The 14128-nt window shown below is 70.4% G+C and carries 10 protein-coding genes and 1 tRNA gene; 6 read left to right on the top strand and 5 right to left on the bottom strand.

All coding sequences use genetic code 11. From position 1 onward, the window contains the following. Positions 1-66 precede the first annotated feature (66 nt). The 3 genes from PKE85_RS02750 (at position 67) to PKE85_RS02740 (ending at position 3526) form a co-directional block, all read left to right on the top strand. Complete coding sequence (locus PKE85_RS02750; protein ID WP_271203260.1) at positions 67-1095, top strand: quaternary amine ABC transporter ATP-binding protein; 1029 nt, start codon at positions 67-69, stop codon at positions 1093-1095. Next, positions 1092-3095, top strand: a complete 2004-nt coding sequence (locus PKE85_RS02745; RefSeq protein WP_271203259.1) for an ABC transporter permease — start codon at positions 1092-1094, stop codon at positions 3093-3095. Before PKE85_RS02750 ends, PKE85_RS02745 begins: the two co-directional genes overlap by 4 nt. A gap of 104 nt (positions 3096-3199) precedes the next feature. After that, on the top strand, positions 3200-3526 hold the full coding sequence (locus PKE85_RS02740; RefSeq protein ID WP_271203258.1) for a hypothetical protein: 327 nt from the start codon (positions 3200-3202) through the stop codon (positions 3524-3526). A 62-nt stretch (positions 3527-3588) separates the two neighbouring features. On the opposite strand, the gene PKE85_RS02735 is transcribed toward PKE85_RS02740, so the two are convergent. The 3 genes from PKE85_RS02735 to gyrA all read right to left on the bottom strand — a co-directional run bounded on the left by PKE85_RS02735 (position 3589) and on the right by gyrA (position 8281). Further along, positions 3589-5220 (bottom strand): CYTH and CHAD domain-containing protein, encoded by a 1632-nt coding sequence (locus PKE85_RS02735; protein ID WP_271203257.1) that lies wholly within the window; start codon positions 5218-5220, stop codon positions 3589-3591. A gap of 155 nt (positions 5221-5375) precedes the next feature. After that, positions 5376-5450, bottom strand: a tRNA-OTHER gene (locus tag PKE85_RS02730). 98 nt (positions 5451-5548) lie between these two features. Then, complete coding sequence (gyrA, locus tag PKE85_RS02725; protein WP_271203256.1) at positions 5549-8281, bottom strand: DNA gyrase subunit A; 2733 nt, start codon at positions 8279-8281, stop codon at positions 5549-5551. 228 nt (positions 8282-8509) lie between these two features. Here gyrA and trmFO point away from each other — a divergent pair, with 228 nt between their 5' ends. Beyond that, on the top strand, positions 8510-9940 hold the full coding sequence (trmFO, locus tag PKE85_RS02720) for a methylenetetrahydrofolate--tRNA-(uracil(54)-C(5))-methyltransferase (FADH(2)-oxidizing) TrmFO (RefSeq protein WP_271204058.1): 1431 nt from the start codon (positions 8510-8512) through the stop codon (positions 9938-9940). Continuing rightward, positions 9937-10263, top strand: coding sequence for a DUF3253 domain-containing protein (locus PKE85_RS02715; RefSeq protein ID WP_271203255.1), 327 nt, complete (start codon positions 9937-9939; stop codon positions 10261-10263). The genes trmFO and PKE85_RS02715 overlap by 4 nt, the downstream gene beginning before the upstream one ends. 118 nt (positions 10264-10381) lie before the next feature. Here PKE85_RS02715 and smpB read toward each other — a convergent pair whose 3' ends face one another. Next, positions 10382-10858, bottom strand: a complete 477-nt coding sequence (smpB, locus tag PKE85_RS02710; protein ID WP_271203254.1) for an SsrA-binding protein SmpB — start codon at positions 10856-10858, stop codon at positions 10382-10384. A gap of 16 nt (positions 10859-10874) precedes the next feature. Then, positions 10875-11777 (bottom strand): 4-hydroxy-tetrahydrodipicolinate synthase, encoded by a 903-nt coding sequence (gene dapA, locus PKE85_RS02705; RefSeq protein ID WP_271203253.1) that lies wholly within the window; start codon positions 11775-11777, stop codon positions 10875-10877. Between the two features lie 268 nt (positions 11778-12045). Between dapA and PKE85_RS02700 the strand changes: the two genes are divergently transcribed. Continuing rightward, the gene (locus PKE85_RS02700; protein ID WP_271203252.1) at positions 12046-14127 is read left to right on the top strand and encodes a lytic transglycosylase domain-containing protein; all 2082 of its coding nucleotides are present in this window, start codon (positions 12046-12048) and stop codon (positions 14125-14127) included. Position 14128 lies beyond the last annotated feature (1 nt).

Here is a 14128-nt window from a genome sequence, read left to right as displayed (position 1 = left end):
CGCCGCCGGCCTTTTCCACAAGGTCCGGCGGCGTCCTGCGCCTTACTCCTTCGCCGGAACATCGCCATGAGTCATCCGATCCTCGCCTGCCGCGACGTGTGCAAGCTCTATGGGCCGAGGGCGGAGCGCTTCGTGCGCGACGGCAAGCTCGCGGCCGAGCCCTCAGCGCTGGCGGAGGCCGGCGTCACCGCCGCGACCCTGAACGTGAGCCTGGAGATCGAGCGCGGCGAGACCTTCGTCATCATGGGCCTGTCCGGCTCGGGCAAGTCCACGCTGGTGCGCATCCTGTCCGGCCTGACGCCGCCGACCGCCGGCGTGGTGCTGTTCGAGGACCGTGATCTCGCCTCCATGAGCGAGCACGAGCTGATCCAGATCCGCCGCCACCAGATGGGCATGGTGTTCCAGCATTTCGCGCTGCTGCCGCATCTGACCGTGCTCGGCAACGTGGCGTTTCCGCTTGAAATCCAGGGCCGCCCAAGGACCGAGCGCGAGGCGCGGGCGCGGGAGATGATCACGCTGGTGGGGCTCGACGGCCGCGAGGGCCGGTTCCCACGCGAACTCTCCGGCGGCCAGCAGCAGCGCGTCGGCATCGCCCGCTCGCTCGCGGCGGGGCCGGACCTCTGGTTCCTGGACGAGCCGTTCTCGGCGCTCGACCCGCTGATCCGCCGCGAGATGCAGGACGAGGTGCTGCGGCTGCAGGGCCTGCTCAAGAAGACCATCGTCTTCATCACCCACGACTTCGACGAGGCCACCCGCATCGCCGACCGCATCGTCATCATGAAGGACGGCCGGGTGGAGCAGGTGGGCAGCGCCGAGGAGCTGGTGCTGAAGCCCGCGACCGACTACGTGCGCGCCTTCACCCGGGACGCGCCCCGCGCCAAGATCCTGACCGCCCGCGCGGTGCTGGCGCCGGCGCCGCCCGGCGGCGACTTCGCGGGCGAGGTGGCGGCGACGGCGCGCATCGCCAGCTTCGCCCGCGACGTGGAGCGCGCGACCAAGCCCTTCGCGGTGACGGAAGGCGGCAAGCTCCTCGGCGTGGTGGACCGCCTCGCCATGATCGACGTGCTGGTCGGCCACGCGGACCGCGCCGCATGAGCGTCGCGGACGCCCGCCCGGCGGCGCCCGCCGCGATGCCGAAACTTGCGCCCGGAAAGCTGCTCTGGCCGCTGGTGGCGCTCGTGACCGTGGCGCTGGTGATGGCGCCCGCGGGCGCCCTGCCCGCCTGGGCCGTGAAGCTGCCGGCCGCCTGGCAGCTCGGCCTCGCGCCGCAGATCTCCGCCTTCATGAAATGGCTGATGGAGAGCGCCACCTTCGGCCTCTTCAGCGTGCGCGAATTCACCCGCGCCATCGCCTGGACGCTGGACCTGCCCCTGTCCGCCGCCAAGGCGGTGCTCTCCACCGGCCTCGTGATCGGTCAGGGGTCGGACGCGGTGAAGCTGGCGCCGCCGATCCCGTGGTTCGCCATGGTCGCGCTCGGGATCGCGGCGGGCTACGCCGTCAGCGGCGTCCGCCTCGCGGTGCTGATGGGCCTCGGCCTGCTCTATCTCGCGGTGTTCGGCCAGTGGGCCGGCGCCATGGTGACGCTCGCCTCGGTGCTGGTGTCGAGCCTGCTCGGCGCCTTCGGCGGCCTGCTGCTCGGCCTCGCCTGCGTGCGCTGGCGCGCCGTCGAACGGGCGGTCGGGCCGCTGCTCGATCTGGCCCAGACCATGCCGGTGTTCGCCTATCTGCTGCCGATGCTGATCCTGTTCGGCTTCGGGCCGGTCTCGGCCATGGTCGCCACCATCATCTACGCCATGCCGCCCATGGTGCGCGTCACCATCCTCGCCATCCGCGCCGTGCCTGAGGACGTGCGCTCGCTCGCCGTGATGACCGGCTGCACCCGGCGCCAGACCACCTGGAAGATGCTGGTGCCCACCGCCCTGCCCGCGCTGATGGTGGGCGTGAACCAGGTCATCATGCTCTCGCTGAACGTGGTGATCATCGCCTCCATGATCGGCGCCGGCGGCCTCGGCTTCGACGTGCTGACCGCGCTTCGCCGCAACGACATCGGCGCGGGGCTGGAGGCCGGCCTCGCCATCACCGTGCTCGCCATCCTGCTCGACCGGTTCGCGCAGGGGCTCGCCCATGGCGCCGAGCGCGGCGCGGCGGGCCGCTCGGGACGCCGCCTCGCGCTCTGGGCGGCGCTGGCGGGCGTGGCGGCGCTGTGGCTGGCGGCGGCGCTCTGGCCGTCGCTCGCCACCTATCCGGAGGCCTGGCGGCTCTCCACCGCGCCGTGGTGGAACGAGCTGGTGCGCTGGATCAACCTCACCTTCTACAGCCAGCTCGAAGCGGTGAAGGTGTTCTTCCTGCTGAACATCCTGGTGCCGGTGAAACGCTTCATGCTTGCCTTGCCCTGGCCGTGGGTGGCGGCGGTGGTGACGCTGGCGGGCTTCCGGCTCGGCGGCCTCCGGCTCGCCGCCGTCACCGGGCTCATGACGCTGTTCATCGCGCTGTCGGGCCTGTGGCCGGCCGCCATGGTGACGGTCTACCTCTGCGGCGTCGGCGTGGCGCTCGCCATGCTGATCGGCGTGCCGATCGGCCTGCTCGCGGCCGCCAATCCCACCGCGCGCAAGATCACCGACGTGGCGGTGGACACGCTGCAGACCCTGCCGTCCTTCGTCTACCTCATCCCGTTCGTGATGCTGTTCAAGGTGGGCGACTTCACCGCGCTGATCGCGATCGTGCTCTACGCCGTCGCCCCGGCGATCCGCTACACCGCCCATGGCGTGTCGCAGATCCATCCCGCGCTGATCGAGGCCGGCGTCATGAACGGCTGCACCCGGCTGCAGAGTCTCCTGCGCATCCGCCTGCCGCTGGCGACGCCCGAAATCCTGCTCGGGCTGAACCAGACGCTGATGCTGGCGCTGTCCATGCTGGTGATCACCGCGCTGGTCGGCACCCGCGATCTCGGACAGGAGGTCTATTCGGCGCTCGCCCAGGCCAATGTGGGCAAGGGGCTGGTGGCGGGCCTGTGCGTGGCCTTCATCGGCATCATCGCCGACCGGCTGCTCTCCGCCGCCTCGGGCCGCCTGCGCCAAAGGCTCGGGCTCGGCTGAGGCGGGTCGCGCTCAACGGCGGGACTTCACGCCGCCGTGAGCTGGGGAACGATCGCACCGGCCAATCGTTAACGCTCCATAATAACGAAATTATGGGAGCGATCATGAAACGCCTCGCCGTGTTGTCCCTGTCCGCCGCGCTGGCTCTGGCGCCTGTCGCCGGCTTCGCGCAGTCCTCGCAGGCCACGCCGTCCACTACGGACAAGCCCGCCGAGCCCGGCAAGATGTCGCCCGGCACGACGGGCGCCATGGACAAGGCGGTCGGCGGCGGCGCCACCAGCGCCGAAGACGTGAAGCGCCAGAACGAGGGCCACGCGCCCGCGGCGGAGGGCGGCCACAAGACCCACGAGAGCCCGACGCCGGACGTCACCAAGCCGTCGCCCGGCACCGTCGGCGGCGCGCCGGGCGCGATCCCGCCCAAGCCGCAGTAACAATCCCGCTGCGCAGGCTCATCATCGACGAAGGCCGTCCCGTAGGGCGGCCTTCGTTTCGTTCAGGCGTCGGGCGTTCGGACCTGCGGCGGCGCCTCGGTTTTGCGGCCCCAGAACGGATCGGCCTTCATCAGCGCCGAGAAGTTCCTGGCGGCGGCCGACAGCAGCTTGGCGGCCCGCGCCTGCCCCTCGCCCGCGATGACGCCGGCCGCGAAGGCCTGATCGGCGTCGCCCGCCTTGACCGCACCATGGGCGAGCTTGCGGGTGAGGTCGCGCGCTGTGGCGATGTCGTTCAGGAGGCCCAGATCCTCCTGCAGCTCAGCCAGGCCGGAGCTGAAGGCGGCGTAGCGCTTTCGCGCCCCGCCTTCCACGAACACATGCTCGAAGAAGTCGGTGGCGTAGCGCAGCTTCTTCGCTTCGATCCGCACCTGATGGCGATCATAAGGGCTAAGCGTTTCAAGCTCTTTGCCGGCTTTCTTCACCTTCTTCCGCCGCTTGGTCAGCACCTCGGCGGCGAAGCTGGCGATCGGCGCCGCGCGGAGCTCCGCGGTCTCCGGCGCGGAGCGCCAGGCGCCGAGCGCCAGCCATTCCACCAGATCGAGCATCAGCTCGCGGGAGCGCGGCGACTGCAGCGCCTTGGCGGCTGCGGCGTAGGCCGCGTCCCGGTCCTTGGCCAGCCGCGCGCCCAGCGCCGCGAGCCCGGCGTCCACCGCCAGCGCGTCCGGATCGGCGAAATGCCGCTCGATGAACACGTCGAGGTCCCGGGCGTCGCCGAGCGCGCCGGCGAGCCATTTGAGCCCGTCCTTCAGCGCCAGGCTGCGCTCATCCGCGACCGCGGCGCCGAACACCGAGAAGGCGGAGCGCATGCGCCGCAGCGCCACGCGCGCCTGATGGGTCGCCTTCGCGTCCGGCCCGTTGAGCAGCACGTTCTCGTTCAGGCGGTACTGGCGCAGGCAGTCGCCGACGGCGGCGAGAAACGCATCCTCCACCGTCATGTCCGGCTTGATCGGCGACGTTCCGGCCTTCACCGGAACGCCGAGCGAGCCCCCCAGCGCCGCATAGCCGCGCTCGGATTTGGCGAGCGCGCTGACCCGGATCGGCGCCAGACCGAACAGCTCGCGCGCCAGGCCGAACAGCTCCTCCGAGCCGCCCGACAGCAGCTCCAGCTCCAGCTCGCAGAACGGATGGCTGGCCTCGCCCGCCTCGATCACAGCCTCGTCGAGCGCGATCTCGGCGGCGAACTCGCCGCGGCGGACGTCGTAGACCGTGCGCTTCGCCGCCACGGTGAACGCCGGCTGCAGCAGAGGCGCGCTGCCGTCCTCCCGCCCGAGGATGGAGCCGAGCAGCGCCTGCTCCTCGATGGTCAGCGCCAGTTCCGGCCCGCGGGAGCGCCGCTCCCACTCCGCCCGGTCGAACAGGCCGACGCCGCCGCTGGAGCGCTTGATGGTCTGGATGTAGGCGCGCCCTTTGCGCCTTATGCGCAGCGAGACGCCGTGGCGGGCGAGCACCTGGTCGGCGGTGTCGAAATAGACGCTGATCAGCCGCGTGGCGACGCCGCGCTTGGCCGCCCCTTCCGTCTTGCGCAGCGCGCTCCCGATGCGGTTGAGGGCCGAGGCGTGGGCTTCGAATTTCAGTTCGCGTTCGCGCCCGTCGAGCGGGCCGGCGTCGGGCTGCGGATCAGCGGCGGCGTCCATAGAATGGGGAAAACCTTGTCGTTGCACAGGGCGCGGACGCTATCATCCGAAATTGTCACATACGACCGTTCGACGACAGTCCTGAGCGTTTCGACAGAAATTTGTCACCTGAAACGCAGAAGGCGCGTCCCTCACGGAACGCGCCTTCTGAAATCTGGAGGCCCAGCCTGGACTTGAACCAGGATAGGGGAGCGTTCCCACCCCCCGGGTAGCCATTCCCCCACCGGGCCATGACTTAGGATCACCCGTCATCATGGCAATTTCAAGCAAATCCGAGAGCAGTTCTTGCAAGATCGTTAACGAGCACCGGCGTTACCGATAACTGGCGCTACGCCTCCGCTTCGCCCGCCGGCTCCTCGCCGTCCTCGTCTTCGGCGATGTGCTCCACCGAGACCACCCGTTCGCCGTGGCCGGTCTTGAACACGATCACGCCCTGCGTGGAGCGCCCCGCGAGCCGGATGTCCTCCACCGGCACCCGGATGGTCTGGCCGCCGTTGGTGATCAGCATGATCTGGTCGTTGTCCTGCACCGGGAACGAGGCGGCGAGCGGCCCGTTACGGTCGTTCGTCACCATGGCGACGATGCCCTTGCCGCCGCGCCCCGTGACCCGGTACTCGAACGACGAGGTGCGCTTGCCGTAGCCGTTCTCGGACAGCGTCAGAATGAACTGCTCCGAGGCGCCCATGGCGCTGTAGGTGTCCTGGCCGAGTTCGATGTCGTCGACCTGATCCTCGACCTCCGCCGCCTGCTCCTCGGCGCCGGCCTCGCCCTGCCCGCGCCGGACCGCGTTGGCGCGGCGCAGATAGGCGAGGCGCTCCGCGGGCGTCGCCTCGAAATGGTTAAGGATCGAGAGCGAGATCACCCGGTCGCCCTCCGCCAGCGCGACGCCGCGCACGCCGACGGAGTCACGCCCCTTGAACACGCGCACGTCGGTGACGGGGAAGCGGATGCACTGGCCGCGACAGGTGGTCAGCAGCACGTCGTCGTCTTCCGAGCAGGTCTGCACGTCCACGATCGCCTCGCCCTCGTCGAGCTTCATGGCGATCTTGCCGGCGCGGTTCACGTTGACGAAGTCGCTGAGCTTGTTCCGGCGCACCGTGCCGCCGGAGGTGGCGAACATGACGTCGAGCCGCGCCCAGTCGGCTTCGGTCTCGGGCAGCGGCATGATGGTGGTGATGCGCTCGCCCGGCTCCAGCGGCAGCATGTTCACCAGCGCCTTGCCGCGGGCCTGCGGCGCCGCCAGCGGCAACCGCCACACCTTTTCCTTGTAGACCTGGCCGCGGGAGGAGAAGAACAGCACCGGCGTGTGGGTGTTGGCCACGAACAGGCGGCTGACGAAGTCCTCTTCGCGGAAGGACATGCCGGACCGTCCCTTGCCGCCGCGCTTCTGCGAGCGATAGGTCATCAGCGGCACGCGCTTGACGTAGCCCGCATGGGACACGGTGACGACCATGTCCTCGCGCTGGATCAGATCCTCGTCCTCGAAATCCGCGTCGGAATCGAGAATTTCGGTGCGGCGCGGCGTGCCGAACTCGGCCTTGGCCGCCAGCAGCTCCTCGCGCACGATCGTCTGCACCCGCTCGCGGGAGCGCAGGATGTCCAGATAGTCGGCGATTTCGACGGCGAGCTTGTCCAGCTCCTCCGCGATCTCGTCCCGGCCGAGCGCCGTGAGGCGGGCGAGGCGCAGCTCGAGGATCGCCTTCGCCTGCTCGAACGACAGCCGGTAGGTGCCGTCGGCGCTCAGCCGGTGGCGGGGATCGTCGATCAGCTCGATCAGCGGCGCCACGTCCACGGCCGGCCAGTCGCGCGCCATCAGGCGGTCGCGGGCGGTGGTCGGGTCCGGGGCGGTGCGGATGGTGTGGATCACCTCGTCGATGTTCGCCACCGCGATGGCGAGGCCCACCAACACATGCGCCCGGTCGCGCGCCTTGTTGAGCCGGAACTTGGTGCGGCGGCTCACCACCTCCTCGCGGAAGGCGATGAAGGCCGTCAGCACGTCCTTCAGGTTCATCAGCTCCGGCTTGCCGCCGTTCAGCGCCACCATGTTGACGCCGAAGGTGGTCTGCAGCGCCGAGAAGCGGAACAGCTGGTTCAGCACCACGTCGGCCACGGCGTCGCGCTTCAGCTCGATCACCACGCGCATGCCCTGGCGGTCGCTCTCGTCGCGCAGGTCCGAAATGCCCTCGACGCGTTTCTCGCGCACCAGCTCCGCGATCTTCTCGACCAGCGTCGCCTTGTTCACCTGATAGGGCAGCTCGGAGACGATCAGCGCCTCGCGATCCTTGCGGATCTCCTCCACGTCCACCTTGGCGCGCATCACCACCGAGCCGCGCCCGCCCGCATAGGCCGAGCGGATGCCGCCGCGGCCGAGGATGCGGCCGGCGGTGGGGAAGTCCGGCCCCGGCACGATGGCGAGCAGCGCCTCGAGGTCGAGCTCCGGCTCGGCGATCAGCGCCACGCAGGCGTCCACCACCTCGGCGAGATTGTGCGGCGGGATGTTGGTGGCCATGCCCACCGCGATGCCGCCGGCGCCGTTGACCAGCAGGTTGGGGAACTTGGCGGGCAGGACCGTCGGCTCCCGCTCGGAGCCGTCGTAGTTGTCCTGGAAGTCGACCGTGTCCTCGTCGATGTCGCCGAGCAGCGCCATCGCGGGCTTGGCCAGCCGGATCTCGGTGTAGCGCATGGCCGCGGGCGGGTCGCCGTCCACCGAGCCGAAGTTGCCCTGGCCGTCGGCCAGCGGCAGGCGCATGGAGAACTCCTGCGCCATGCGCACCAGCGCGTCGTAGATCGACTGGTCGCCGTGCGGATGGTACTTACCGATCACGTCGCCGACCACGCGGGCGGACTTGCGGTAGGGCCGATCCGGGTAATAGCCGTTCTCGTTCATGGAGAACAGGATGCGGCGATGTACCGGCTTCAGGCCGTCGCGCACGTCGGGCAGCGCGCGCGCCACGATCACGCTCATGGCGTAATCGAGATAGGAGCGGCGCATCTCGTCGGCGATGGAGATCGGCTTGATGTCGGACGGACCGCCGGACGTCGGATCGGTGGGATCGGCCAAGAGGCTTCAGCTTTCGGTCATTTCAAACGGGTCGCGCAAACTAGACGATTCCGAACCGGAAAGCCAATTTGGCCGCCCCGGCCTGTGCAAAAGAAAAGCCATTCCTCTCAATGAGATAGAGGCGCGTCTCCGCGCATGGAGCGAAGGCTCGCGGGCGCCTGCGCCCGCCGCGGTGAATTCGGCGGCGCCCGGATTGCCCGGCGGCCGTCCCGCGACTACGGTCCGGCGATGATCGACACCCTTTCGCCTTCTCCCGTCCATGTGGTCGGCGGCGGCCTCGCCGGCTCCGAGGCCGCGTGGCAGCTCGCCGAATCCGGCGTTCCCGTCGTGCTGCACGAGATGCGGCCCCAGCGCCGCACCGACGCGCACCAGACCGACGGCCTCGCCGAACTGGTCTGCTCCAACTCCTTCCGCTCCGACGACGCGGAGCAGAACGCCGTCGGCCTGCTGCACCAGGAGATGCGGACGCTGGGCTCGCTGATCCTGCGCGCGGCGGACGGGGCGCAGGTGCCCGCCGGCGGCGCGCTGGCGGTGGACCGGGACGCCTTCTCCGCCGCCGTCACCGCGGCGCTGGAGGCGCATCCGAACATCACGATCGAGCGCGGCGAGGTCGCGGGCCTGCCGCCGGCCGACTGGGACAGCGTGATCGTCGCCACCGGGCCCCTCACCTCGCCTTCGCTTGCGGAAGCCGTGCGCGGGCTGACCGGCGAGGGCGAACTCGCCTTCTTCGACGCCATCGCCCCGATCGTCCATGCGGACTCGATCGACATGGGCGTCGCCTGGCGGCAGTCCCGCTACGACAAGGTCGGCCCCGGCGGCACCGGCGCGGACTACGTGAACTGCCCGCTCAGCCGCGAGCAGTACGAGGCCTTCGTGGGCGGCCTTGTCGCCGGCGACCAGGTGTCGTTCAAGGACTGGGAGGCCTCGACACCCTATTTCGACGGCTGCCTGCCCGTGGAGATCATGGCGGAGCGCGGATCCGAGACGCTGCGCCACGGGCCCATGAAGCCCATGGGCCTCACCAACGCCCACAACCCCACCGTGAAGCCCTACGCCGTGGTCCAGCTCCGCCAGGACAACGCGCTCGGCACGCTCTACAACATGGTCGGCTTCCAGACGAAGCTGCGCCATGCGGAGCAGGTGCGGCTGTTCCGCACCATTCCGGGGCTGGAGAACGCCGAATTCGCCAGGCTGGGCGGCCTGCACCGCAACACCTACCTGAACAGCCCGAAGCTGCTGGACGGCGCCCTGCGCCTGAAGGCCCAGCCGCGGCTGCGCTTCGCCGGCCAGATCACCGGCTGCGAAGGCTATGTGGAGAGCGCGGCGGTGGGCCTGCTGGCGGGCCGCTTCGCCGCCGGCGAGCGGCTCGGCCGCACGTTCATAAGTCCGCCCGCCACCACGGCGCTCGGCGCCCTGCTCCGCCACATCACCGGCGGCCATCTCAGCGTCGAGGGCGAAGGGCCGAAGAGCTACCAGCCCATGAACGTGAACTTCGGCCTGTTCCCGCCGGTGGAGGGCGCGCTGCGCCTGCCCGACGGCTCGCGCCCGCGCGGCGCCCAGAAGGCCGTGGCCAAGAAACGCATGCTGACCGACCGGGCCCGCGCCGATCTGGCCGTCTGGCTGTCGGGCGAAGCCCCTTCGGCGGAGGCCGCGGAATGAGCGAGACCATCGAAGACCTGCTGTTCCGCCTCGCCGCCGAACGCGGACCGGGCAAGACGCTCGACCCGTCGGAGGTCGCGAAGGCGGCCGCCGAGCAGCGCGGCGAAGAGGACTGGCACAAACGCCTGACCGACGTGCGCGCCGCCGCCGTGCGCCTCGCCCGGCGCGGGAGGCTCGCGGTCTACCGCAAGGGCAAGCCGGCCGATCCCGAGACCTTCAAGGGCGTCTACCGCATCGGCCTCCCGCCGGCGGACGGCGCCGCCATGGACGACGCCGAGAGCGACGAAGCGGTCGGACCGGGCGCTTCCCCCTCGCAGATCTGAGCCGGACACGAGGCTCGCGCGGCTTCAAGGCAGGCGCTCCTCATCCCGCGCGTTTTTCGGGCGGGATAATCGGCCCGCGTGGTCGCGGCTTCCAGACCTCGGCCCGTTTAAGAGCGCGCTATCCCCGGTCGCGCATGATGCGCGCCTTGTCCCGGTTCCAGGTGCGCTCCCTGTCGGCCTCGCGCTTGTCGTGCAGCTTCTTGCCGCGCGCGAGCGCGATCTCCACCTTCGCCCGGCCCTGCTCGTTGAAATAGATCTTCAGCGGCACCACCGTCATGCCCTCGCGGGTCACGGCGCCGGTGAGCTTGTTGATCTGGCTCTTGTGCAGCAGCAGCTTCCGGGGCCGGCGCGTCTCATGGTTGAAACGGTTCGCCTGCAGATATTCCGGGATATAGGCGTTGTAGAGGAACAGCTCGCCGTTGTACTCGCCCGCGTAAGACTCGCCGATGGTCGCCTTGCCCTGACGCAGCGACTTCACCTCCGTGCCGGCGAGCGCGATCCCGGCTTCGATCGTTTCGCCGATCTCGAAGTTGTGGCGCGCCTTGCGGTTGTCCGCGACGATCTTGAAGCGAGGGTTGGGGTTCTTGGCGTTCATGGCGAGCTTAAGATGATCACGCGTCTCCGCCGATCAAGCCCGCATGGGCGAGCGCGGCGCGGACCACGCCGCGGGTGGCGTCGGCCACGGGCACCATCGGCAGGCGCATGGCCTCGCCGCAGCGGCCGAGCAGGGCGAGGCCGACCTTCACCGGGCCGGGGCTCGTCTCGCAGAACAGGCCGGTGTGCAGCGGGGCGAGCTTGTCCTGATAGGCGCGGGCGGTGGCGTAGTCTCCCGCGAGGCACGCCTCCTGGAAGGCGGCGCAATCGGCCGGGGCGACGTTCGCCGTCACCGAGATGCAGCCGTGGCCGCCATGGGCCATGAAGCCGAGCGCGGTGATGTCCTCGCCGGAGAACTGCAGGAAGTCCGGCCCCATCTTGGCGCGCTGCTGGGTGACGCGGCCGACGTTGGCCGTGGCGTCCTTCACGCCGACGATGTTCTCCAGTTCATAGAGCCGGGCCATGGTGTCGACGGTCATGTCCACCACCGAGCGGCCGGGGATGTTGTAGATCAGGATCGGCAGCCCCACCGCCTCGGCGATGGCGCGGAAGTGGGCGTAAAGCCCTTCCTGGGTCGGCTTGTTGTAATAGGGCGTGACCACGAGCAGGCCGTCCGCGCCCACCTTCTCCGCGTGACGGGCGAGCGCCACCGCTTCCGCCGTGGAGTTGGAGCCGGCGCCGGCGATCACGGGCACGCGGCCGCGGGCCTCCTGCACGCACCACTCCACCACCCTGTTGTGCTCGTCATGGGTCAGCGTCGGGCTCTCGCCGGTGGTGCCCACCGGCACGAGGCCGTGGGTGCCTTCGGCGATCTGCCAGTCGACCAGCGCGCGGAACGCGCCTTCGTCCAGCCCGCCGTCGGCGGTCATGGGGGTGACGAGCGCGGGGATGGAGCCCCGGAACAGGGTGTGAGCGGCCATTTCGACGTCGGCTCCCGATGCGGAGATCGTGCCCGCCAGAGCGGGAGCGAGACGGCGGACCGCCGCTCGCGGGATTGGAACAGGGCGCTCTTGATAAACGGGCGCGAGCCTCACGAAAAGCCCGCGCGAACGTGTTCTTCTGGAGAAGCTCGAAACAGTGGCGCGGCGGGCTCGGTTAGCGTTTCGTAAAGCCGACACGGCGAAACTGAGGCGATCGCCCAACGCCGCTTCCGGTTCCGGAAGCCTTCCAGCCGAAGTCGAAAGCCAGATGCAAGCGTTCAGCGTCCTTCTTCGCGGCGTCGCCGCCGCAAGCCTCATGATCGCCTCGGGCGGCGCGCTCGCCGAAGACGCGGGCGAAACCGCCGCGCAGGAGCTGGTGGTCGCCTACGATCCGCCGACCACGGGCGCGATCTCGCCCGCCTCCCGGATCGCGCCCTCCCCGAGCATCCAGTCGAGCGACGTCGCCGCGGTGAAGGCCGCCGTCTCCGCCTTCCAGCGCGGCGATCTCGGCGGCGCCATGGCCGCCCGCGCCAGCCTGCGCGATCCCGGCGCGCTCGCGCTGATCGACTGGCTGTCGGTGCGCTACGCCTCCCGCCAGATCGGCTTCGCCAAGCTCGACGGGTTCCTGCGCGCCCACCGCGACTGGCCGACCCGCGACATGGTGCGCCGCCGCGCTGAAGAGGCGCTGTGGCTGGAGAACGTGGACCCCGCCACGGTGCGCGGCTTCTTCGCCGCCAACGGCAAGCCGAAGCGCGCCGAGGGCAAGCTCGCGCTCGGCCGCGCGCTGATGGCGGCCGGCCAGCGCGACGCCGGCGCCGCCCTGATCCGCGACGCCTGGCGCAACAGCGATCTCGACATGACGGTGGAGCAGCAGGCGCTGTCCCGCGTCGGCGGCGTGCTCACGAGCGCCGACCACCGCGCCCGCGCCGAGCGCCAGTTCCTCAACGACAACATCGACGCCGGCCAGCGGGCGGCGACCAAAGCCGGCGGCAGCTACGCTCTTGTGGGCCGCGCCATCACCGCGGTCGGGCGCAAGGCGCCCAACGCCGCGCAGGCGCTCGCCGCCGTGCCGGCGGGGCTCCGGTCCGACCCCGGCTATCTCTACGCCGTCGCCAAGTTCAACCGCCGCCAGGACAAGCCGCGCGAGGCCGCCGCGGCGCTGGCCAAGGCGTCGGCGGGCGACATCGCCGATCCGGACGCCTGGTCGGTGGAGCGGCGCGTCATCGCCCGCGACCTGCTCGATCTGGGCGACGCCAGGGGCGCCTACGCCGTCATCCGCCGCACCGAGGCCAAATCCGCCACCGACCGGATCGAATCCGAGATGCTGGCCGGCTTCATCGCGCTCCGGGCGCTGGGCGACGGCCGCAGCGCGCTCCGGCACTTCACCAATGTGCAGACCCAGGCGACCGTGCCGGGCACGCTGTCCCGCGCGCTCTACTGGCAGGGCCGGGCGCTGGAGCAGCTCGGGGATTCCTCCGGCGCCCAGGCCGCCTACAGCCGCGCCGCCCGCCATGTGACGAGCTACTACGGGCAGGTGGCCCGCGCGCGGCTGAAGCTGCCGGACATGCCGATCCGCCCCCTGCCCCAGCCGAGCTCCGCGGACCGCGCCGCCTTCGCCTCCCGCGCCTCCGTGCGCGCCATCGACCTGCTCTATCGCGTGGGCGAAAAGGAGCTGGCGCTGCAGCTCGCCGCCGGCCTCGCCGACGACCTGCGCAGCGCGGGCGAGCTGTCCCTGCTCGGCGGCCTGACCCAGCGCAACAAGGACCCCCGCGCCACGCTGGTGGTGGGCAAGGCGGGCCTGAACAATGGCTATCCGGTGGACGCCCTCGCCTATCCCACCGGCGGCATCCCCTCGTTCAAGCCGGTCGGCCCGGCGATCGAGACGCCGGTGGTGCACGCCATCGCCCGGCAGGAGAGCGCCTTCAACCCGCAGGCGGTGAGCCACGCCAACGCCCGCGGCCTGCTGCAGCTGCTGCCGACCACGGCCGCCCGCACCGCGAAGAACGCCGGCGTGTCGTTCGACGCGAAGCGCCTGACCAGCGACCCCGCCTTCAACGCCCAGCTCGGCGCGGCGCATCTCGGCGAGCTGGCCCGCGACTTCAACGGCTCCTACATCATGGTGTTCGCCGCCTACAACGCCGGCTCCAGCCGCGTGGTGCAGTGGGTGCAGCGCTATGGCGACCCGCGCAAGGACGCCGACCCGGTGGACTGGGTGGAGCGCATTCCCTTCACCGAAACCCGCAACTACGTTCAGCGGGTGATGGAGAACACGCAGGTCTACCGCACCCGCCTCAGCGGCCGCAGCACCGCCCTGCTGATCGAGCGCGACATGGTGCGCGGGCCCCAATAGG

The organism is Methylopila jiangsuensis (assembly GCF_027922305.1).
Classification (GTDB): domain Bacteria; phylum Pseudomonadota; class Alphaproteobacteria; order Rhizobiales; family Methylopilaceae; genus Methylopila; species Methylopila jiangsuensis.
The sequence above is the reverse complement of the archived record's forward strand: the minus strand, read 5'-3'. Positions and strand labels throughout refer to the sequence as shown.